The sequence below is a fragment of the Streptomyces sp. NPDC051940 genome (assembly GCF_040680895.1).
GTDB lineage: Bacteria > Actinomycetota > Actinomycetes > Streptomycetales > Streptomycetaceae > Streptomyces.
On the sequence record NZ_JBFAXR010000084.1, the window covers coordinates 17,115 to 36,889 of the forward strand.

Annotated in this window: 20 protein-coding genes; 4 read left to right on the forward strand and 16 right to left on the reverse strand. The window is 72.7% G+C overall.

Going from position 1 to position 19,775, the window contains the following annotated elements; all coding sequences use genetic code 11:
* The first annotated feature begins 36 nt into the window (after positions 1 to 36).
* Positions 37 to 597: an HIT domain-containing protein gene (locus tag AB0M28_RS27315; protein WP_365410351.1), complete on the forward strand. Its 561-nt coding sequence runs from the start codon at positions 37 to 39 to the stop codon at positions 595 to 597.
* Positions 598 to 610: 13 nt separating this feature from the next.
* Here the strand turns inward: AB0M28_RS27315 and AB0M28_RS27320 are convergent, their stop codons facing one another.
* The 9 genes from AB0M28_RS27320 to AB0M28_RS27360 form a co-directional block, all read right to left on the reverse strand.
* Positions 611 to 1,420 carry an RNA methyltransferase gene (locus tag AB0M28_RS27320; RefSeq protein ID WP_365410354.1) on the reverse strand — a complete coding sequence of 270 codons (810 nt, stop codon included), beginning with the start codon at positions 1,418 to 1,420 and terminating at the stop codon, positions 611 to 613.
* A gap of 15 nt (positions 1,421 to 1,435) precedes the next feature.
* Positions 1,436 to 2,659, reverse strand: coding sequence for a uroporphyrinogen-III C-methyltransferase (gene cobA / locus AB0M28_RS27325; RefSeq protein ID WP_365410357.1), 1,224 nt, complete (start codon positions 2,657 to 2,659; stop codon positions 1,436 to 1,438).
* Between the two features lie 168 nt (positions 2,660 to 2,827).
* A complete protein-coding gene (cobT, locus tag AB0M28_RS27330) occupies positions 2,828 to 5,938 on the reverse strand; it encodes a nicotinate-nucleotide--dimethylbenzimidazole phosphoribosyltransferase (protein WP_365410360.1) in 3,111 nt (1,036 codons plus the stop codon).
* 306 nt (positions 5,939 to 6,244) lie between these two features.
* On the reverse strand, positions 6,245 to 7,462 hold the full coding sequence (cbiE, locus tag AB0M28_RS27335; protein ID WP_365410363.1) for a precorrin-6y C5,15-methyltransferase (decarboxylating) subunit CbiE: 1,218 nt from the start codon (positions 7,460 to 7,462) through the stop codon (positions 6,245 to 6,247).
* Between the two features lie 138 nt (positions 7,463 to 7,600).
* Positions 7,601 to 8,206: a GNAT family N-acetyltransferase gene (locus AB0M28_RS27340; RefSeq protein WP_365410366.1), complete on the reverse strand. Its 606-nt coding sequence runs from the start codon at positions 8,204 to 8,206 to the stop codon at positions 7,601 to 7,603.
* A 186-nt stretch (positions 8,207 to 8,392) separates the two neighbouring features.
* The gene (locus AB0M28_RS27345; RefSeq protein ID WP_365410369.1) at positions 8,393 to 9,235 is read right to left on the reverse strand and encodes a MetQ/NlpA family ABC transporter substrate-binding protein; all 843 of its coding nucleotides are present in this window, start codon (positions 9,233 to 9,235) and stop codon (positions 8,393 to 8,395) included.
* 80 nt (positions 9,236 to 9,315) lie between these two features.
* A complete protein-coding gene (locus AB0M28_RS27350) occupies positions 9,316 to 10,029 on the reverse strand; it encodes a methionine ABC transporter permease (RefSeq protein ID WP_365410372.1) in 714 nt (237 codons plus the stop codon).
* Positions 10,026 to 11,069, reverse strand: coding sequence for an ATP-binding cassette domain-containing protein (locus AB0M28_RS27355; protein ID WP_365410375.1), 1,044 nt, complete (start codon positions 11,067 to 11,069; stop codon positions 10,026 to 10,028). Before AB0M28_RS27355 ends, AB0M28_RS27350 begins: the two co-directional genes overlap by 4 nt.
* A gap of 318 nt (positions 11,070 to 11,387) precedes the next feature.
* Complete coding sequence (locus AB0M28_RS27360; RefSeq protein WP_365410378.1) at positions 11,388 to 12,032, reverse strand: HAD-IA family hydrolase; 645 nt, start codon at positions 12,030 to 12,032, stop codon at positions 11,388 to 11,390.
* A gap of 107 nt (positions 12,033 to 12,139) precedes the next feature.
* Here AB0M28_RS27360 and AB0M28_RS27365 point away from each other — a divergent pair, with 107 nt between their 5' ends.
* Together AB0M28_RS27365 and AB0M28_RS27370 are read left to right on the forward strand one after the other, a co-directional pair.
* Complete coding sequence (locus AB0M28_RS27365; RefSeq protein ID WP_365410381.1) at positions 12,140 to 12,508, forward strand: hypothetical protein; 369 nt, start codon at positions 12,140 to 12,142, stop codon at positions 12,506 to 12,508.
* Positions 12,501 to 12,941, forward strand: a complete 441-nt coding sequence (locus AB0M28_RS27370; protein WP_365410384.1) for a hypothetical protein — start codon at positions 12,501 to 12,503, stop codon at positions 12,939 to 12,941. Before AB0M28_RS27365 ends, AB0M28_RS27370 begins: the two co-directional genes overlap by 8 nt.
* On the opposite strand, the gene AB0M28_RS27375 is transcribed toward AB0M28_RS27370, so the two are convergent.
* The 4 genes from AB0M28_RS27375 to AB0M28_RS27390 all read right to left on the reverse strand — a co-directional run bounded on the left by AB0M28_RS27375 (position 12,877) and on the right by AB0M28_RS27390 (position 16,153).
* Positions 12,877 to 13,395 (reverse strand): GNAT family N-acetyltransferase, encoded by a 519-nt coding sequence (locus AB0M28_RS27375; RefSeq protein WP_365410387.1) that lies wholly within the window; start codon positions 13,393 to 13,395, stop codon positions 12,877 to 12,879. The genes AB0M28_RS27370 and AB0M28_RS27375 overlap by 65 nt on opposite strands.
* A gap of 210 nt (positions 13,396 to 13,605) precedes the next feature.
* The gene (locus AB0M28_RS27380) at positions 13,606 to 14,076 is read right to left on the reverse strand and encodes a sigma-70 family RNA polymerase sigma factor (protein WP_365410390.1); all 471 of its coding nucleotides are present in this window, start codon (positions 14,074 to 14,076) and stop codon (positions 13,606 to 13,608) included.
* Between the two features lie 65 nt (positions 14,077 to 14,141).
* Positions 14,142 to 14,930 (reverse strand): hypothetical protein, encoded by a 789-nt coding sequence (locus AB0M28_RS27385; RefSeq protein ID WP_365410393.1) that lies wholly within the window; start codon positions 14,928 to 14,930, stop codon positions 14,142 to 14,144.
* 77 nt (positions 14,931 to 15,007) lie between these two features.
* Positions 15,008 to 16,153, reverse strand: a complete 1,146-nt coding sequence (locus tag AB0M28_RS27390; RefSeq protein WP_365410396.1) for a glycerophosphodiester phosphodiesterase — start codon at positions 16,151 to 16,153, stop codon at positions 15,008 to 15,010.
* Between the two features lie 250 nt (positions 16,154 to 16,403).
* Here AB0M28_RS27390 and AB0M28_RS27395 point away from each other — a divergent pair, with 250 nt between their 5' ends.
* The gene (locus tag AB0M28_RS27395) at positions 16,404 to 17,078 is read left to right on the forward strand and encodes a lysophospholipid acyltransferase family protein (RefSeq protein WP_365410399.1); all 675 of its coding nucleotides are present in this window, start codon (positions 16,404 to 16,406) and stop codon (positions 17,076 to 17,078) included.
* 33 nt (positions 17,079 to 17,111) lie between these two features.
* Here AB0M28_RS27395 and AB0M28_RS27400 read toward each other — a convergent pair whose 3' ends face one another.
* From AB0M28_RS27400 to AB0M28_RS27410, 3 genes are all read right to left on the reverse strand, one after another.
* Positions 17,112 to 18,362 carry a HAMP domain-containing sensor histidine kinase gene (locus tag AB0M28_RS27400; protein ID WP_365410402.1) on the reverse strand — a complete coding sequence of 417 codons (1,251 nt, stop codon included), beginning with the start codon at positions 18,360 to 18,362 and terminating at the stop codon, positions 17,112 to 17,114.
* Positions 18,359 to 19,027 carry a response regulator transcription factor gene (locus tag AB0M28_RS27405; protein WP_365410405.1) on the reverse strand — a complete coding sequence of 223 codons (669 nt, stop codon included), beginning with the start codon at positions 19,025 to 19,027 and terminating at the stop codon, positions 18,359 to 18,361. Before AB0M28_RS27405 ends, AB0M28_RS27400 begins: the two co-directional genes overlap by 4 nt.
* A gap of 10 nt (positions 19,028 to 19,037) precedes the next feature.
* A partial coding sequence (locus tag AB0M28_RS27410) for a trypsin-like peptidase domain-containing protein (RefSeq protein WP_365410408.1) occupies positions 19,038 to 19,775 on the reverse strand: 738 nt, incomplete at its 5' end.

Below are 19,775 nucleotides of genomic sequence, written 5' to 3' on the forward strand. Positions count from 1 at the left end.
GGCCGCCCCTCGGTCTGTCCGTTCGGGCGGCCACATATGCTTGCTCGCATGACGAGTGAGCCGGAGCTGCAGATCGGGGTGGGTTCGCCGGACGCCTTCCAGCGGCTGTGGACCCCCCACCGTATGGCGTACATCCAGGGGGAGAACAAGCCGACGAGCGGTGACGCCGGCGACGGGTGCCCGTTCTGCAGCATCCCGGCGAAGTCCGACGAGGACGGGCTGATCGTGGCGCGCGGCGAGACGGTGTACGCGGTGCTGAACCTGTACCCGTACAACGGCGGTCACATGATGGCCGTACCGTACCGGCACGTCGCGGACTACACGGACCTGACGCAGGACGAGACGCTGGAGCTCGCGGACTTCACGAAGCGCGCGATGGCGGCACTCCGCCACGCCTCGGGCGCGCAGGGCTTCAACCTCGGCATCAACCAGGGCCCGGTGGCCGGCGCGGGCATCGCCGCGCACCTGCACCAGCACATCGTGCCGCGCTGGGGCGGCGACACGAACTTCATGCCGGTGGTGGGGCACACGAAGGTGCTCCCGCAGCTGCTGGCGGACACCCGCCGAATGCTGGCGGAGGCGTGGCCGAAGGCGTGAGTGCGGGGCCCGGTCAGGTGGCCGGGCGGGCGGCGTAGAAGGCTACTGCTGCGGCTGCGCCGACGTTGAGGGAGTCGACGTCGTGGGCCATCGGGATGCGGATCCATTCGTCTGCCGCCACCAGGGCGCGGCGGCTGAGGCCCGCGCCTTCCGCGCCCACCATCAGGGCTGCCCGGTCGAGCTTGTGGGGGGCTGCCTCGTCGATGGGGACGGCCTTGTCGGCGGGGGTGAGTGCGAGGATCGTGAAGCCTGCCTCGCGGACCGTTTCGAGGTCGCGGGGCCAGCGGTCGAGGCGGGCGTAGGGGACGGTGAAGACGGCGCCCATGGAGACCTTGACGCTGCGGCGGTAGAGGGGGTCGGCGCAGTCCGGGGAGAGCAGGACGGCGTCCATGCCGAGGGCCGCGGCGCTGCGGAAGATGGCGCCGATGTTGGTGTGGTCGTTGACGGCTTCCATGATGGCGACGCGGCGGGCCGAGGCGAGGACGTCCGCCGGGTCGGGCAGTGGTTTGCGCTGCATGGAGGCGAGGGCGCCGCGGTGGACGTGGTAGCCGGTGACCTGTTCGGCGAGTTCCGGGGTGACGACGTAGACGGGGGCCGGGACCTCGCCGATGACGTCCTGCATCTGGTCGACCCACTTGGATTCCAGCAGCATCGAGCGCATCTCGTAGCCCGCCCGGCGGGCGCGGCGGATGACCTTCTCGCCCTCGGCGATGAACAGGCCCTCCGCGGGCTCGCGTCGGCGGCGCAGTTCGACGTCGGTGAGGCCGGTGTAGTCCGCGAGCCTGGGGTCGTCGGGGTCTTCGATCGTGATGAGTCCGTCCACGGCTCCGATACTGCCTTACCGGGGGGTGTCCGTCAGGGGCGTTGTCCCGGCGCGGTCGACGACGTCGCCGATGACGATGACCGCGGGCGGGCGGATGTCCTGTTCGCGGACGGTCGCTGCGATGGCGGACAGGGGGCCGGTGACGAGGCGCTGGGTGGCCATCGTGCCCTCCTGGACGACGGCGACGGGGGTGTCGGCGGGCCGGCCGTGGGCGATGAGGGTGTCGGCGATGGCGGCGAGGCGTTCGACGCCCATGAGGACGACGAGGGTGCCGCGGGTCTGCGCGAGGGCCGCCCAGTTGGTGAGGGAGCGGGCGTCGTCGGGGGCGACGTGGCCGCTGACGACCGTGAACTCGTGGGCGACTCCCCGGTGGGTGACCGGGATGCCGACGGCGCCGGGGACGCTGATGGCGCTGGTGACGCCGGGGACGACCGTGCAGGGGATGCCGGCCTCGGCGAGGGCCTCGGCCTCCTCCATGCCGCGGCCGAAGACGAACGGGTCGCCGCCCTTGAGCCGGACGACGGACTTGCCGGCCTTGGCGTGTTCGATGAGGGCGTTGTTGATGGCCTCCTGGGCCATGTAGCGCCCGTAGGGGATCTTCGCGGCGTCGATGACCTCGACGTGGGCGGGGAGTTCGTCGAGGAGGTCGCGGGGGCCGAGGCGGTCGGCGATGACGACGTCGGCCTCGGCGAGCAGGCGGCGTCCGCGCACGGTGATGAGGTCGGGGTCGCCGGGGCCGCCGCCGACGAGGGCGACGCCGGGGGTGCGTTCGCGGTGGTGCGGGGCGGCGATGGTGCCGTTGTGCAGGCCCTGGACGATGGCGTCGCGGACGGCGGCGGAGCGGCGCGGGTCGCGGCCGGTGAGGACGGCGACGGTGACGCCTTCGCTGCGTCCGGTGGCGGGGGTCCAGGCGGTGGCCTGTGCGGCGTCGTCGCTGCGTACGCACCAGACGCGGTGGATCTCGGCCTCGGCGGAGGCGCGGGTGTTGGCGTCGGGGTCGCTGGTGGCCACGAGGGCGTACCAGGCGTCCGCGAGGTCGCCGTCGCGGTAGGGGCGCCGCTCCCAGTGGATCTCGCCGCCGGTGGCCATGGCCTCGACGGAGGGGGTGGCGGTCGGCGATACGAGGGTCACCCGGGCGCCCGCGGCGATCAGCGCCGGGAGGCGGCGCTGGGCGACCTGGCCTCCGCCGAGCACGACGACCTTCTTGCCTTCGAGGCGGAGTCCTACGGGGTACGTCATGGGGATGATCTCCTCTGGTGCGCTGGTCCGACGATATACCGCCGGGTCGGGCCCGGTGACCGTGGGATTCCTCACGGCGACGCTCCGCTACGGCGGGTGCGGGCGCACAGCGTGAGGGGGCTTCCGCCGACGGGTCGGCGGAAGCCCCCTCGGGGTCCGGGTGGGGTGTCAGCCCTTCTCGGTGACCCCTGCGGCGTCGAAGGTGGCGACCTCGTGCATGGCGCGCGCGGCGGACTGGACGACGGGGAGCGCGAGCAGTGCGCCCGTGCCCTCGCCGAGCCGCAGGTCGAGGTCGATCAGCGGGCGCAGGCCGAGCTTGGTGAGGGCGGCCGAGTGGCCGGGCTCGGCGGAGCGGTGCCCGGCGACGCACGCGGCCAGCGCCTCGGGGGCGATGGCGCGGGCGACGAGCGCCGCCGCGCCGGCGCTCACGCCGTCGAGGATGACCGGCGTACGCATCGAAGCGCCGCCGAGGATGAAGCCGACGAGGGCCGCGTGCTCCAGGCCGCCGACGGCGGCGAGGACGCCGACGGGGTCGGAGGCGTCGGGCTTGTGGAGGTCCAGGGCGTGGCGGACGACGTCGACCTTGCGGGCGTGGGTCTCGTCGTTGATGCCCGTGCCGCGGCCGGTGACCTCCGCCGGGTCGGAGTCGGTGTAGACGGAGATGAGCGCGGCGGACGCGGTGGTGTTGGCGATGCCCATCTCGCCGGTGAGCAGCGCCCTGTTGCCGGCGGTCACCAGGTCGCGGGCGGTCTCGATGCCGACCTCGATGGCCTTCAGGGTCTCCTCGCGGGTCATCGCGGCGCCGGTGGAGAAGTCGGCCGTGCCGGCGCGGACCTTGCGCGGCACCAGGCCGGGTGTGGCGGGCAGTTCGGCCGCGACGCCGACGTCGACCACGCACACCTCGGCGCCGACCTGGGCGGCGAAGGCGTTGCAGACCGCGCCGCCGCCGAGGAAGTTGGCCACCATCTGGGCGGTGACCTCCTGCGGCCAGGGGGTGACGCCCTGGGCGTGCACGCCGTGGTCGCCGGCGAAGATGGCGACGGCGGCGGGTTCCGGCACGGGGGGCGGGCACTTGCGGGACAGGCCGCACAGCTGGGCGGAGATGATCTCCAGCATTCCCAGCGAGCCGGCGGGCTTGGTCATCCGCTTCTGGCGCTCCCACGCCTCGCCGAGCGCCTTCGCGTCCAGCGGGCGGATGAGGTCGAGGGTCTCCATCAGCAGGTCGTGCGGGTCCTCGCCGGGCAGGGCGCGGCGGCCGTACGTCTCCTCGTGGACGACCCACGACAGGGGGCGGCGCTTGGACCAGCCGGCCTGGACCAGCTCCGGCTCCTCCGGGAACTCGTCGACGTAACCGACGCACAGGTACGCCACGATGTCGAGGTGCTCGGGGAGTTCCAGCTCCCGGCACAGCTCGCGCTCGTCGAAGAAGCTGACCCAGCCGACGCCCAGTCCCTCGGCGCGCGCGGCGAGCCAGAGGTTCTCCACGGCGAGCGCGGAGGAGTACGGGGCCATCTGCGGCTGCGTGTGGCGGCCCAGGGTGTGGCGGCCGCCGCGGGTGGGGTCGGCGGTGACGACGATGTTGACCGGGGTGTCGAGGATGGCCTCGACCTTCATCTCCTTGAACTGCTTCGCCCGGCCCTTGGGCAGCGACGCCGCGTACGCCTCGCGCTGGCGCCCGGCCAGTTCGTGCATCTTGCGGCGGGTGTCCTCGGAGCGGATGACGAGGAAGTCCCAGGGCTGGGAGTGGCCGACGCTGGGGGCCGTGTGGGCGGCCTCCAGGACGCGCATGAGGACCTCGTGCGGGACGGGGTCGGGGCGGAAGCCGTTGCGGATGTCGCGGCGTTCGCGCATCACGCGGTGCACGGCCTCGCGGGCGTGGGTGTCGAAGGCCGCGGCGGGGGCGGCCTTCGCCGGCTCGGCGGGGGCCGGGTGCGGGTCGGCGGGGGCCTGGTCCGACTCGGCGGTGGCCGGCTGCGCTTCCTCGGCCGGGGCTTCGGGTTCGGCGTCCGTGGCCGGGGCGGGGTTCTCGCCCGTCGCGGGCTGCGGGGCCTCGGCGGGGGTGTCCGCCTCGGCGGGCTGCGGGACGTCGAGGGGCTGCGGCTCCGCGGCGGGCTGCGGGGTGTCGACGGCCTGCGGTTCCGCGGCGGGCTGCGGCGCCTCGGCAGCCGGCTCGGGCGACAGGTCCGCCGACGGCTCGGCCGGGGTGGTGTCCTGCTCGTCCTGAACGACCGTTTCTGCACCACCGGCCGGTGCCGGGACCGGCGCCACCAGGGCGTCGGCGAGCGCCATGTGGGCCACCGGGGCGGGCTCCTGGCCCGGTACGGCCTCGGGCATCGGCTCCGGCGCGGGCGCCGGTACCCCGCTCCACGACGCGGGCTGCGGCGGGATCTGGCCGAGCTGCGGGCCGGGGAGGTCGGCGACAGTGACGTCGAGGTACTCGGGCCCGGTGGTCGGCGGACCGGGGACCCGCACCGGCACCGGCTGCGACTGCGGCTGGGCCATGGCGGGCGGCGGCGTCGGCTCGGCGGCCGCCATCGCGTCGACGGGGGGCGCGGCCATCACGTCGGCGACCGCCGGGGTCTGCGCCTCCTGCGGCACCGGTACGGCCACGGGGTGGGCCGCCACGGCCGCGACGCCGTTCACGGTCTGCGCGGGTGCGGACAGCACCGGCTGCGCGGGCGTGGCCATCACGGGCTCAACCGGCAGGACGGGCGCGGCCACCGGCTCTCCGGGCGCGGTCTGCATCTGCGCGGGGTTGTCCACCGGCTGCGCGACGGCATCGGCCACCGGCATCACGGGCGCGGGCTGCGGCGTCACCGGCGCCTGCGCGCCGACCGGCACGGGCTGCGCCGCGACGACGGGCTGCGCGACACCCTCAACTCCCCCTGCGGCCGCGGGCGCCACGCCCTCGAACGCACCGGCCACCGGCGTAAATCCGGAGTCCGTCGCGGCGAACGGCGACGGCATCGGTGTGGGCGGCGTCGCGGGTCCGCGGTCGGCCAGGGAGCGCACCACTCCGGCGGACTGCGCCGGCACGGGCGGTCCCATGTGCAGGGGGCGGCGGGGCTGGGCGGTCTGCGCCGCCGGCTGCTCACTCCACGCGCCCTGCGAACCGGGCAGGAAGAGCAGGTCGTCGTCCTCCCCCACGGCCTCGCCGGTGTCGGCGAACCCGTACTCCGCCGGCGCCTGCGGGCCCGGCTGCGGGTCCGGAACGACCGACGCCTGGGGGCCGCCCGCGTTCTCCGGCTGTCCCTCCGGGAGCCTGCCGGTGTCAGTCATGCGTACGTACCCCTCGCCCATCGCTCGTGCTCCTTCCAACCGCTCGTCCGCCCCGCCCCACCGTCGCGAACCGTCCGCCCGCACCAACAACGAGCGCACGCGCCACGCGGCACGATTCACCCGGAGTGTTCAGATTGACCGATTAGTGCACCGTCGCATTGCCGTCAATCCGCCCGGATGGAACGCCGCTTCCTCACGGCTTTCCGTGTACGCAGCGCCACCGCCCAACTCCGGGCGAGGCACGGCACAACGATCGGCCAGCCTACCTGCCCGCGCGGGCGCCGGGGGCCGGGGGTGCCCGAGTTGTCAGTGAGTGCGGCTTCCGGACAACAGAAATACGACAGTCCGCTCGCTTTCGGCCCAAGTAGTGGTATCGAGTTCGACCGATTGGAGCAACGCGCATTCGACCGCGTAGCCGGACTCGGCGAGCTGCCGGCCGATGGCCTCGGCTTCGTCGCGGGTGCGGGCGTGCGCCACGATCCGCTCCGGCCGGCGGGCCGCGCAGGCGGCGACGACGGGCAGTCCGCCCGCCCCGACCCGTACCACGTCGGGCTCCGGCAGGTCCTCCAGCACCTGGGGCGCCGCGCCGTGCACGACCTGCAGTTGGATGCCGTAGCGCCGGGCGGCGGCGGTGGTACGGGCGCAGGCGTCGGCGTCCGCGTCGACGGCGATGACGGCGGCGCCGAAGCGGCCGGCCTCGACGGCGGCGGCGCCGCTGCCGGAGCCGATGTCCCAGACCAGGTCGCCCACGCGCGGGCCGAGGCGGGCGAGTTGGGCGGCGCGCAGTTCGGCGGACTCGCGCGGGCCCGGGTCTGCGCCGTAGGCGGCGCCCGGGCGGCCCCAGCCGCGTACGGCGGGCGGGTAGCCGGGGTCGCGGCCGGCGATCCAGCCGGTGGCGGGGTTGCCCTGGGGCTGGGGGCCGCTGCCGCCGAGGACGATCACGACGTTCGGGTCGCGCCAGGTGTGCTCCCCGGCCTTGTCGGAGGTGACGACGGTGACCTGCTCGGCACGGGTGCCCAGCGCCTCGCAGATCACGAAGGTGCGGTGGACGCCTTCCAGCAGCAGGGCGAGTTCGCTGGGGCCGGCGCCGGGCGAGGTGAGGACGGCGACCTTGGTGTGGGCGCGGCAGACGTTCACCGCGCGCCGCAGGGTGCGGCTGTGGGCGACCACGACCTGGGCGTCGTCCCAGGGCATCCCGGCGCGGGCGAACGCGGCGGCGACGGACGACACCGCCGGGACGGCCTCGACCTCCAGGCCGTGCTCGGGGGCGCGCAGGCTGCGTACGACGCCGAAGAAGCCGGGGTCGCCGTCGGCGAGGACCACCGCGGAGCCGCGGTGGCGGGCGATGCGGCGGGCCGCGAGGTCGACGCTGCCGAGCCGGATGCGTTCGGCGTCGCGCGGGACCTCGGGGAGTTCCAGATGGTGCGCGGCACCCGCCACGAGGGTGGCGGCAGCGAGGGCGGAACGGCCCGCGTCGGTCAGCGGTGAACCGTCCCAGCCGATCACCGTGACCCGGTCGGCCATCTCGTACGTCTCCTGGAATCCGGCTGGTGGGATGGGACGTGACGTCCCCTGGGTGGCCCACACAGTACTTCAGGCCGTACCGCGACCGGTACGTCCTTCGCACGCCGTCCGATCACGGGCCCCCGCGCCGCGGGGCGGTCACTGCCAGTCGTCCGGGGCGACGCCCTCCAGGTCCTCCGGGAGGACGCTCCAGACCAGGAGGTCGGTGCGGATGTCGGTCCAGCCGCCGTCCTCCGTGCGGCTGCGGGCTATCCACGCGTTGCGCAGGACGCCCTCGCTGATGAAGCCGGTCTTCTGGGCGACCTGCTGGGAGGCCGCGTTGTCGGCGGCGGTGCGCAGCTCCAGGCGTTCGAACTTCTGGCTGTCGAAGAGCCAGCGCGCCGTCGCGATCACGGCCTCGGTGGCGTAGCCCTCGCCGCGCGCCCAGGGGGCGGTGACGTAGGAGATCTCCGAGGAGAGGATCCGCCAGTCGGTGTGCTGCAGATGGACGATGCCGACGAGGCGCTGGGTGAGGAACTCCGTGACGGCGAAGACGATGCCGCGGCCCGAGGTGCGCTCGGCGTGGGAGTGGCGGGTGGCCCAGTCGCGGGCGTCGTCCGCCGTGTAGGGGTGGGGCACCGAGGTCCAGGCGACGACGAGTTCGTCGTTCATCATCTCCTGGAGCGGGGCGATGTCTCCTTCGTCGAACGGTCGCAGCACGAGGCGGTCCGTGCTGAGGGAGATGTCCGGGAAGGTCGATGACATGCGCTGCTCCGAGGGCGTGGGGCCGTTGGGCGGATAACCAGCTGACCTGCACAGCATGCAACATGACCCGTCGAATGTGCCATGCGCATTCCGGATCGGCGGACATGACACGGGCCCCGCACACGCCCGAAGGTGTGTACGAGGCCCGGGTCGGGCGGGACTTCGCCCGCGTCAGCTCGCGGCGTGTCAGCTCGCGGCGCCGAACGCCGGGATGACGGAGCCCTCGTACTCGTCCTCGATGAACTTCTTCACCTCGTCCGAGTTCAGCAGCTTCGCGAGCTTCTGGACCCGCGGGTCGTCCTGGTTGCCTTCCTTCACGGCGAGGAAGTTGGCGTACGGGTTGCCCTCGGCCTTCTCCAGCGCCAGGGCGTCCTGGGCGGGCTTGAGGTCGGCCTCGATCGCGTAGTTGCCGTTGATGACGGCGGCGTCGACCTCGTCGAGGGCGCGCGGCAGGGTGGCGGCCTCCAGCTCCTTGAACTTCAGGCCCTTGGCGTCCTCGACGTCGGCGAGCGTGGCGGAGGTGCCGACGCCGTCCTTCAGCGTGATGAGGCCGTTGTCGGCGAGGAGCTGGAGGGCGCGGCCCTCGTTGGTGGTGTCGTTGGGTACGGCGATCGTGGCGCCGGACTTGATGCCGGAGAGGTCGTCCGCCTTGTGGGAGTACAGGCCGAGCGGCTCCAGGTGCACGTTGACGACGGGGACGATGTGCGTGCCCTGCTTCTTGTTGAAGTCGTCCAGGTACGGCTTGTGCTGGAAGAAGTTCGCGTCGACCTGGCCGTCCTCGGTCGCGGTGTTCGGCAGGACGTAGTCCGTGAACTCCTTGACCTCGAGCTTCAGTCCCTCCTTGGCCGCGAGGTTGTCCTTGATGTAGTTGAGGATGTCCGCGTGCGGGGTGGGGCTCGCGGCGACCTTCAGCGGCGCGTTGGCGTCGGCCTTGGAGTCCGAGCCGGAGTCGCTGCCGCAGGCGGTGAGTCCGAGGGTGAGCGCGGCGGCGGCGGCCAGGGTGGCGGTGATCTTCACGGTGTGACGCACGACAAGTGCCTCTTTCTTGTTACTGGTGGTTCGGCCCGACAAAGAGTTCGGGCGCACAGGGTGTTTCCTCTTCGGGAGGTTCAGGAGGTCGCCCGCCCCAGGCGCAGCAGCCGTACGGGAGCGGCGGCGCGGGACGTGCCGCGGTTCGACAGCCGTCGTACGACGAGATCGCCGAGGAGCTGGACCGCGGTGACGAGGACGATCAGCAGGGCGACCGTCACGAGCATCAGGTTCGTCTCGAAGCGCTGGTAGCCGTACGTCACCGCGAGGTTGCCCAGGCCGCCGCCGCCGACGGTGCCGGCCATCGCGGAGTAGCCGACGAGTGCGATGACCGTGGTGGTCAGGCCCGCGACGAGGGAGGGCAGCGACTGCGGCAGCAGTGCCTTGCGGACGACGGTCCAGGTGGAGCCGCCCATCGACTGGACGGCCTCGACCAGGCCGTGGTCGACCTCGCGGACGGCGGTCTCGACGAGGCGGGCGTAGAAGGGGATGGCGCCGATGGACAGCGGCACGATCATCGCCTCGGCGCCGATGTAGGTGCCGAGGACGGCCTTGGTGAACGGGATCAGGGCGATCAGCAGGATGATGAACGGCAGCGAGCGGCCGATGTTCACCACGGCGCCGATCACCTTGTTCACTATGCGGTTCTGGAGCAGCCCGCCCCGGTCCGTGAGGACCAGCAGCACGCCGAGGGGTATGCCGCCGAGGACGGCGAAGAGCGTGGACCAGGCGACCATCCGGAGGGTCTCGCCGGTGGCGGTCTCCAGCAGGGGCCGCATCGTCTCCCAGTTCATCGCACGCTCTCCTTCAGCAGTACGGCGGCCTCGTCGGCCACGCCCGCGACGTCCACCTGCAGACCGCGCTCCCGCAGGAAGCCGATCGGGACGACGTTCTCCTCGAAGCGGCCGGGGAGCTGGATGCGCATCCGGCCGATCTGCTTGCCGCCGACGGTGTCCATGGCCGCGCCGAGGATGGAGATGTCGACGTTGTAGGTCCGGGCCAGCTGGGAGATGACCGGCTGGGTGGCGGCCTCGCCGTGGAAGGTGACGTCCACGACGGTGGAGTCGGGGGTGGAGGCTTCGCCGCCGACGGGGAAGAGCTGGTGGGCCAGTTCGGAGCCGGGCGTGGCGAGCAGTTCGGCGACGGTGCCGGACTCGACGATGTGGCCGCCCTTCATCAGGGCCGCGGAGTCGCAGACGGCCTTGACGACGTCCATCTCGTGGGTGATGAGCAGGACGGTCAGGCCCAGCTGCCGGTTGAGGTCGCGCAGCAGGCCGAGGATGGAGCGGGTGGTGTCCGGGTCGAGGGCCGAGGTGGCCTCGTCGGAGAGCAGCACCTTGGGGTCGCCGGCCAGGGCGCGGGCGATGCCGACGCGCTGCTTCTGGCCGCCGGAGAGCTGACCGGGGTAGGAACGGGCCTTGTCGGCGAGGCCGACGAGGTCGAGGAGTTCCAGCGCCTTGCGCTCACGCTCCTTGCCGGTGAGGCCGAGGATCTCCAGGGGGAGTTCGACGTTGGCCTGGACGGTGCGGGCGGAGAGCAGGTTGAAGTGCTGGAAGACCATGCCGATGCGCGAGCGCGCCCGGCGCAGTTCCTTGCCGGCGCGGGGGCCGCGGCCGGCGAGCTCGGTGAGGTCGCGGCCGTCGACGGTGACCGTGCCGGAGGTGGGGCGCTCGAGGAGGTTCACGCAGCGGATGAGGGTGGACTTGCCGGCGCCGCTCTGGCCGACGACGCCGTACACCTCCCCTTCGCGGACGTGGAGATCGACGCCGTCCAGGGCGGTGACCTCACGGCCACGGGAACGGTAGACCTTTCTCAGGTCCGTGGTGGTGATCACAAGACTTCCGTCACTGTCGTGTGCGCGGCACGGCTCGGCGCCGGGCACGGGGCGGTTGCTCGTCTGGTCTGAAGTCCGGGCGAGGCGCGGCGGCGCTGCTCAGCTCCGGGGCCACGGCGGCAGGCCGTGGTCTCGCTTCGGGGGCGCGAGGCTCAGTCGGGGGCCCTCAGCGTGCACACATTCGACACATGCGGCGAGCACCGGGCGTCATGGTCGCCTCGGTCGCAAGGGTGCGGCTGCTCGTCGTGGTCATGTGCCCCAGTAAAACATGTGGCCGCCGCGATCCCAGCCGGTGTCCGCATAGCGGACAGGTCTGGATCAGCTCGTGGTGATCTCCACTCCCCCGGCCACGGCCTGCGCGGACACGGCCGACAGATCGGGTACGACGACGTCCGCCGAGAGCTCCGCGGCGGGGTGCGTTGTGGTCAAGGCCACGGTCGTCATGCCGGCCGCACGGCCGGCGGCGAGCCCGGCGGGGGCGTCCTCGAGGACCACGCACCGCTCGGGCGGGGCGCCCAGCCGCCGGGCCGCGGTCAGGTACGGCTCGGGATCGGGCTTGCCCCGGCGTACGTCGTCGGCGCCGACCACGAGCGGTGCGTGGATGCCGACCTCCCGCAGCCGGGCCTGGGCCAGCGCGCGCCCGGCGGAGGTGACGACGGCCCAGCGGCCCGGGGGCAGCCGCTCCAGGAGCTCGCGGGTGCCGGGCAGCAGCACGACGCCGCCCGCGACGTCCTGGAGCTCCAGGTCGGTGAGCCGCTCCACGGCCTCGTCGACCCGGTCCGGGGGCAGGAGCCCGGCGATGATCTCGCGGTCCGGGCGGCCGTGCAGCTCCACTCCCGTCCACACCTCGGCGGGTACGGCGTACTCGGCCGCCCAGCGGTTCCAGCAGCGCAGTACGGACTCCATGGACGAGACGAGGGTGCCGTCCATGTCGAACAGCAGGGCGTCCGCGGTGATCTTCACGTTGGTCCACCCTAAGGGGAGGCACCGGGCGGGGCATGTCACGACGGCCCGGTCGTGGGGGTGGCCCTGAAGCGGACCCCCGTACGGAGGTCGATAGGCTCTGGGGCATGTTCGACCCCCTGACGATCGCCGTGGCGGTGGCGGCGCTCGGTATCGCCGCCTGGTGCGGGTATGCCGCCTTCAAGGACCAGCCGACAAAGGACTGGCACCTCATCGGCATGGCCGTGGTGAGCCTGGCCGCGCTCGTGCAGATGGTGATCGGGATCGTCCGGCTGGCGCAGGGCGAGGACCCGCACGACACCACGACCGTGTTCGTGGCCTATCTGGTGGGTGCGGCGTGCACGCTGCCGGCTGCCGGGTTCATGTCGCTGTCCGAGCGCACCCGCTGGGGGTCGGCGACCGCCGCCGCGGGCGGCGTGATCCTCGCCGTACTGCAGGTACGGCTCTACGACATCTGGGTGGGCGCAGGTGCCTGAGAACACGACCCGCAAACGCGATCCCCGGCTCACCTCGGGCCCCGGCCGGCTGATCGTCTGGCTGTACGCCGTGGTGACCGTCGGCGCGATCTCCCGCTCCGCCGTGCAGCTTTCGACGAACTACGACGAGGCGCCCCTGGCGTACACGCTGTCGGCGCTCGCGGGCCTGGTCTACCTGGTGATCCTCGTCGCGCTCGTGCGCGGCAGCGAGGGCGCGCGCAGGCTGGCCCTCGTCTGCTGCACGGCGGAGCTGGTCGGCGTGCTGACCGTGGGTACGTGGACGCTCGCCGATCCGGAGCGCTTCCCGGACCAGACGGTGTGGTCCGACTACGGCATGGGCTACATCTTCATCCCGCTGCTGCTGCCCGTCACAGGACTGCTGTGGCTGAGGAGGTCCGGGCGGGAGAGCCGTCCCGAGTCTTCTCCAGCGTGACCACGCTCAGCCGGTTGCTGATCCGCTCGGTGCGCACGGGCGCGTACCCGAGCTTGCGGTAGAGCTGCAGGTTCGACTCGCTGCGGTGGCCGGTGAAGAGCTGGTAGCGCTTGGCCGAACCGTCGGCGGACAGCCGCTCCTCGATCGCGGCGAGCAGCCGCGCGCCTAGCCCGTGGCCCTGCATGCGGGGGTGGACTATCAGCTTGGCGAGCTTCGCGGTGCCGTCCGCGTCGACGTGGCCGCGGACGGAGCCGACGACCTCGCTGCCGAGGCGGGCGACGAGGGCCGCGCCGCGGGCGAGTTCGGCGCGCAGGTCGTCCAGGGGCTGGGTGAGCGGTTCCATGCCGTAGTCGTCGTAGAGCGCGGCCTCCGACTGGTAGCAGAGGTACTGCAGCTTCAGGATCTGCTCCGCGTCCGAGGCGCCTGCCGTCGTGATCGTCACACTCATGCCCATGCGCGCTTCCGCCCCTCTCGATCCCGCTGCCGCCCCTGGGTGAGGCCCTGGCCGTAAGTCACGGACTACCGCCTCTTTCCCCAGAGTTCGCCCGGCCCAATCTCCGTCGGTGCATTCTGTGCGGAGGGGCGCTCAGATGGGTATGGGGCGACCGCGTTTTCGTCTGTGAGATATCCGACGTTCCTGTGATTCGGGGGTGGGCAGGGGCCGTCAGCCTTCGGCAGCGAGGGCGCGTCGCAGGTACGTGGCACAGCGTGACCGGACGGCGCCGAGGCTCCCCTGCGGGATGCGGAGCCTGTCGGCGATCTCGCGGTACGTCGGGTCGTCGGGGCCGAGCAGCGCCTCCGCCACGGCGCGGCACTGCCCGGGCACGGCCCGGACGGCGCGGCGTACCTCGCGGCGGTGCTCCGCCTCGAGGACGCGGTCCTCGACGTGGTCCGGTCCCGGCTGTACGTCGTCGCGGTACGGCACCTCGACGCGGCGGCGCCGGCGGGCGGCACGCGTCTCCGCGCGGGCGGCCGCGCGCAGCCACACCCGCGGTTCGGTGAGCCCGCCGTCCCGCTCCAACACCCGCACCCAGAGCGCCTGCTCCAGATCCTCGGCCTCGACCCCGGCGGAATACGCCTCGGCGGCAGCTTCGGCGGTCAGGAGCGGGCGCAGCGCGGCGATGAGCTCATCCATGCGAAGGGGGACGGCCGACGGCCGCCCCCGGTTTCGCCCCGGCGGCGGGTTCACCCGGTCGTGGGTCAGTGGCAGTCCCAGCGCCAGTCCCAGGGCTCACCGGGGCATGTGCGGCAGCGGAAGAAGTAGATGCCGCCGCAGTCGCCGAGCTGGATGTCGCCGGTGATGGTGAGCAGGTGCGTCATGCGGTGCCCCGCGCCGCAGTCGGGCCAGTTCGCCGGCTGGGTCCACGCCGGCCAGCCCCCCACCTTGGTGCCGATGGCGTTGGAGTCGGGCGGCCACATCGAGCCGCCCGTCGGCAGACGCAGCCGGGGCTCCCAGGTGTCCCAGAGGTCCTGGGGCAGATCCAGCCACCGGGGGTAGTCCTCCACCATGGCGGGCGAGAGCGTCGACGGTGCTTCCGGCAGGTTGTACCGGTCGTACTCGCCCTCCTGCGGTCGCGGCGCCCGTTCGAGCAGCCCGGCGGCGGTGACCTCCGACTCGGTGCGCCAGAAGAGCCGGGGCAGCACCCCGCACGGGTCCTCCTCGTGCTCGAGGGAGCACCATGCGAGCTGCAGTACGTCCGTGCCGCCGGGGAACTCCAGTTGCGGCACGTCGCGGGCGTAGAGCTGCAGGATGGGTGCCATCGGCACCTCTCCCGAGATGACATCCTTCAAGTCGTCCCCGGTCGTCCAGTGGCCCTCCTGAGCACAGGTCGGCCAGGGCTCCGCGGCGGGCCACAGCAGCGGGCCGCCCAGGGAGCTGTCGCGGACGCCCGGATCGCCCGGCTCGGGGTTCAGCATCACGGCCTGCCGTACGAGACCGTCGTACTCGGGTATCAGCGTGCGGAGGTTCTTGGCCGGCAGACCGGACACCAGGGGGCTCCTTCACATCGGCGGGAAGCTGTCGTGCACGCTAGCGCGCGGCACCGACAACTCCCCGCCGCGCGGCGTCAGCCGCGGAAGTCCGCTGCTGCCAGGAGGCCCTGGTCCGTTACGTCCGTGAAGATGCCGTCGATGCCCGTTTCGAAGCAGCGCTTCAGCCAGCCGAACGTGTCGCCGTAGGCGTTGGGGTCCGTGCCGACCCGGTAGTCCAGCGGGAGGAACGTGTTCTCCGGGCGGTGTGTGTACGGGTGGAGGATCAGGCCCGCCGCGTGGGCGTCGCGGACCAGGGTGGTCTCCGGCAGGAGCTTGCCCGTGGAGTCGCGCGGGAGGATCAGGTCCAGCGTGGGGCCGAGGCCCTTGGCGTACGAGGCGATCCACGCGAGGCCCTCGGGCCTGACGAGGTCCGCGACCGTGCGCGGGTCGCCCGCCTCGGTGAAGTCCCAGGGGCGCGACGCGGCGCCCGAGAGGAGGACGACTCCGGGCGCGGAGACCAGGCGGGCCAGGCGCTGGATGCTGCTCGGCTCGAAGGACTGCAGGAAGTTCGTGGCGCGGCTGCCCGCCCGGTCGTACGTCCGCAGCAGCGCCGCCAGGCGCTCCTCCAGGCCGAGGCCGAGGTGGCGGAAGTAGGTGGGGTGCTTGGTCTCGATGTGCAGCCACACCGGGCGGCCGTTCTCCTCCTCCAGCCGGGCCGCCCAGCGGAAGACGTCCTCGAGGGTGGGCACGCCCCAGCGGCCGTCGTAGACGGTGTTGCGCTGGCGGTTGTTCGGGATGCGCTCCTTGGCGCGCAGCGTGCGCAGCTCGGCCAGGGTGAAGTCCTCCGTGAACCAGCCGGTGATCGCCACCCCGTCCACCGTCTTCGTCGTACGGCGGTCCGCGAACTCCGGACGGGCGGCGACGTCCGTCGTACCGCCGATCTCGTTCTCGTGCCGGCACACGAGGTGCCCGTCCTTCGTCGGTACGACGTCCTGCTCGATGACGTCGGCGCCGAGGTCGTAGGCGAGCTGGTACGACCCGAGGGTGTGCTCCGGCCGGTACCCGCTGGCGCCGCGGTGGGCGATCACCGCCGGGACGGGCAGCCGGCGGCCCACGCCGCCCTGCGCCGCGGCCGGGCCCGCGCCCAGGCCGAGCGCCGCACCCGCGCCGGTCAGGGCGGCCGCCCCCAGCACCGTCCTCCTGCCGACCGAACCCTGCGTCCGGCCTTCTGCCTGGCTCATCGCGATCTCCCGTCGCCGGTGTCCCGTTCCGTCCGAAACACGGGCGATGCTAGGCCGCCGGTGGTGGCCGACGGGAGACTGCGGACGGAACGCCGGGGGAAGACGAGTCAACAGCGCGTATCCAGGAAGTGAACCCGGTGTGCGTTCGGCGGGTACGCGCGAGTATGGTCCCAGCCTGCGTGTCGTGCGGTGTGCGCAGGTCGCTGGGCCACACCGCCGCTCGCACATCACTCACGTACCGGAGGGCCCGTTGCTTCGTATCCTGATCAAGGCGTTTCTCGGATTGCTCATGCGCGTCCTGTTCCGCCCACGGGTCGAAGGCATGGAGCACATCCCGGCCGACGGTCCGGTGATCGTCGCCGGCAACCACCTCACGTTCATCGACTCGATGTTCCTGTCGCTGGTGGTGAAGCGGCAGGTGTACTTCATCGGCAAGGACGAGTACGTCACCGGCAAGGGTGTGAAGGGCCGGCTGATGGCCTGGTTCTTCAGCAACATCGGCGGCATGATCCCCGTGGACCGGGACGGCGGCCGCGGCGGTGTCGCGGCGCTGATGACCGGCAAGCGCGTCCTGGAGGAGGGCAAGGTCTTCGGGATCTACCCGGAGGGCACCCGCTCCCCCGACGGCCGGCTCTACCGCGGCCGTACGGGCGTGGCGCGCCTCGCGATGATGACGGGTGCGCCGGTGGTGCCGTTCGCCATGGTCGGCACCGAGAAGATCCAGCCGACCGGGGCCGGTATGCCGCATATCGCCCGTTTCACGGTGCGGTTCGGCAAGCCGCTGAGCTTCGCGCGCTACGAGGGCATGGAGCGCGACCGCTATGTGCTGCGGTCCGTGGCGGACGAGGTCATGAGCGAGATCATGCGGCTGTCCGGCCAGGAGTACGTGGACGTGTACGCGTCGAAGGTGAAGGAAGCGGCGTAACCCCGGTCCGTCAGAGGTCCGACGGCCGGTCCGTCACAGATCCGACGGCCGGTGTTCCGGCGGCGCCGCCCCGTCCCGCGCCGCCCCCGCCTCCGGCAGCCACAGCACGAACGTGCTGCCGTATCCGAGCCGGGAGAACAGCCGTGCCTGGCCCCCGTGCGACTCCGTGATCTGCCTCACGATCGCCAGCCCGAGCCCCGTGTGGCGGTCGCGGCCCGCGCCGCCCGTCTCGCGCCAGAAGCGGTCGAAGACACGCGGCTGGTCCTCCTCCCCGATGCCCGGCCCCGCGTCCTGGACGGCGATCCACAGCCAGCCGTGCCCGTCGCCGACCTCCCGTCCGGTGGCGGTGGTGATGCGGCTGCCCGCCGGGGCCAGCCGTACGGCGTTGGAGAGCAGGTTGCCCACCGCGCGGCGCAGCGCGTCGTGGTCCCCGATGACCGAGAGTCCGGACATCGTGCGGTGCCGCAGGACCAGGCCCCGCTCGGCGGCCAGCGGCTGGAAGTCCTCGCACGCCTCGCGGGCGACCTCGGCGAGGTCCACGTCCGCGTCGGCGAACGCGGGGGCGGAGCGGCGGGCGGTGGCCAGCAGGTCCTCGACGAGGCCGGTCATCCGGGTGGTGGCCCGGTCCACGACGGCGACCGCGCGGCTCCGTTCGGCCTCGTCGGACTCCTCCGCGGTCAGTACGGCGTCGAGGTTGGCGCGGATGATGGCCAGCGGGGTGCGCAGCTCGTGTGAGGCGTCGTCGACGAGCTGGCGCTGGGCGCGGAAGGAGTCGTCGAGCCGGTCGAGCATGGAGTCGACGGCGTCGGCGATCATGCGCAGTTCGTCCTTCGGACCCTGCAGTCTGATGCGCCGTCTGAGGTCGCTGCCCGCCTGGATCTCCTCCGTGGTGCGGGCTATGGCGCGTACCGGGCGCAGGGCGCGGCCGGAGAGGATCCAGCCGATGCCCAGGCTCGCCACGGCCAGGCCCGCGAGGACGATGTAGGAGAACTCCCGCAGGTTCTGCAGCGTCTCGTAGTTCACGGCGGACTCGACCTCGACGGCCTTCACGGCGTCGAACTGGCCGATGGTCACCCCGCGGAACTCCTTGTCCACCTGGATGGTCCGGCTGACCGGATGCGCCTCGCCGCTGTTCTTCAGCGCCATGTACGCACCGCCCAGGACCAGCGCCGTGATCCCGAAGAGCAGGGCCGAGTACAGCAGGGTGAGCCGGAAGCGGATGGTCTGGGCGAAGGCCGGCCACGGGATCCGGTACCCGGACCCGGGCAGCCGCGGGCGCCTCACCGGTCCTCCCGGAGCCGGTAGCCCTGCCGTATCACCGTCTCGATGAGCGGCTCCCCCTCACCGGTGACCTTGCGGCGCAGCGAGCCGACGGTGACGCGGACGGTGTTGGTGAACGGGTCGGCGTTCTCGTCCCAGACGTGCTCCAGCAGCTCCTCGGCGGGGATCACCTGGCCGGCGCGGCTCATCAGATAGTGCAGTACGCCGAACTCCTTCGGGGTGAGCTGCAGCGGCCGCTCGCCCCGGTACGCCTCGAAGCGGGCGGTGTCCAGGCGCAGTTCGCCGACCTCCAGTACGGAGGTGCCGCCCTCGTCGCGGCGCAGCAGGGCCCGGATGCGGGCCAGCAGCTCGGGCAGGGCGAAGGGTTTGACCAGGTAGTCGTCCGCGCCCGCGTCCAGTCCGCGGACCCGGTCCGCGAGCCGGTCGCGGGCGGTGAGCATCAGGATGCGCGGGCCGCCGGGGGCCAGGCGTATCGCGCGGCAGACCGCCAGGCCGTCGCCGTCGGGGAGCGTCAGGTCGAGCAGCACCAGGTCGTAGTCGTTGACGGCGAGCTTCTCCAGGGCGCTGTCGACGTCCGGGGCCGCGTCGACGGCGTAACCGGAGCGCACCAGGCCCACCCGGAGGGCGTCCACCAGGTCCTGTTCGTCTTCCACCACGAGGAGGCGCATGTGTTCGACCCTAGTCCGCGTCCGTGATCGATTCCGCGGAGCGCAGGGCCTCCTGGATCGGGATGGCGAACCCGATGCCGATGGAGCCGGAGTTGCCGCGGCTGAGGGTGGCGATCGCGGTGTTGATGCCGATGACCCGGCCGCGGTCGTCGACCAGCGGGCCGCCGGAGTTGCCGGGGTTGATGGAGGCGTCCGTCTGGATGGCCCGCCGGGTGCCGGCACCGCCCTCCCCGAGGGACACCTCCCGCTCGGTGGCGCTGATGATCCCGGCGGTGACGGTGCCGGTCAGACCGAGCGGCGAGCCGACCGCGATGACCGTGTCGCCGACGGAGACCTGGGCGGCGCCGGCCAGGGCGACGGGCTGCGCGGACCGGGACGAGGGTTCCAGTACGGCCACGTCGCGGGCCCGGTCGCGGCCGACGACCCGGGCCCGGGTGCGGGTGCCGTCGTGCAACTGGACGGTGACGCTCGAAGCGGAGCCCACCACATGGGCGTTGGTCAGGATGCGGCCCTGCTGGTCGTACACGAAGCCGGAGCCCTGGCCGCCCGCGGCCGCCACGGAGACGACGCTGGGGAGCACGCGGGCGGCCACGGTGTCGAGACCACCGGGGGCGGGAACGGGGGCCGCCGCCCCCGGTGGTCGCTGTGCGGCGGGACCGGTGTCGTCGTCGGCGGCCATGCCGCCGGCCCGGCACCAGCCGGCCGGCGATCGTCGAGCCTGTGCTGAGCGGTGTGATGCGGAGCTGGC

Excerpts from the sequence above, each read along its gene's own strand:
- AB0M28_RS27315 (WP_365410351.1), top strand. The coding sequence starts at position 37 with ATGCTTGCTCGCATGACGAGTGAGCCGGAGCTGCAGATCGGGGTGGGT.
- cobT (WP_365410360.1), bottom strand. The coding sequence starts at position 5,938 with ATGACTGACACCGGCAGGCTCCCGGAGGGACAGCCGGAGAACGCGGGC.
- AB0M28_RS27405 (WP_365410405.1), bottom strand. The coding sequence starts at position 19,027 with ATGCGCCTCCTCGTGGTGGAAGACGAACAGGACCTGGTGGACGCCCTC.
- AB0M28_RS27390 (WP_365410396.1), bottom strand. The coding sequence starts at position 16,153 with ATGAGCCAGGCAGAAGGCCGGACGCAGGGTTCGGTCGGCAGGAGGACG.
- AB0M28_RS27340 (WP_365410366.1), bottom strand. The coding sequence starts at position 8,206 with ATGTCATCGACCTTCCCGGACATCTCCCTCAGCACGGACCGCCTCGTG.
- AB0M28_RS27380 (WP_365410390.1), bottom strand. The coding sequence starts at position 14,076 with ATGGATGAGCTCATCGCCGCGCTGCGCCCGCTCCTGACCGCCGAAGCT.
- cbiE (WP_365410363.1), bottom strand. The coding sequence starts at position 7,462 with ATGGCCGACCGGGTCACGGTGATCGGCTGGGACGGTTCACCGCTGACC.
- cobA (WP_365410357.1), bottom strand. The coding sequence starts at position 2,659 with ATGACGTACCCCGTAGGACTCCGCCTCGAAGGCAAGAAGGTCGTCGTG.
- AB0M28_RS27365 (WP_365410381.1), top strand. The coding sequence starts at position 12,140 with ATGTTCGACCCCCTGACGATCGCCGTGGCGGTGGCGGCGCTCGGTATC.
- AB0M28_RS27375 (WP_365410387.1), bottom strand. The coding sequence starts at position 13,395 with ATGGGCATGAGTGTGACGATCACGACGGCAGGCGCCTCGGACGCGGAG.
- AB0M28_RS27350 (WP_365410372.1), bottom strand. The coding sequence starts at position 10,029 with ATGAACTGGGAGACGATGCGGCCCCTGCTGGAGACCGCCACCGGCGAG.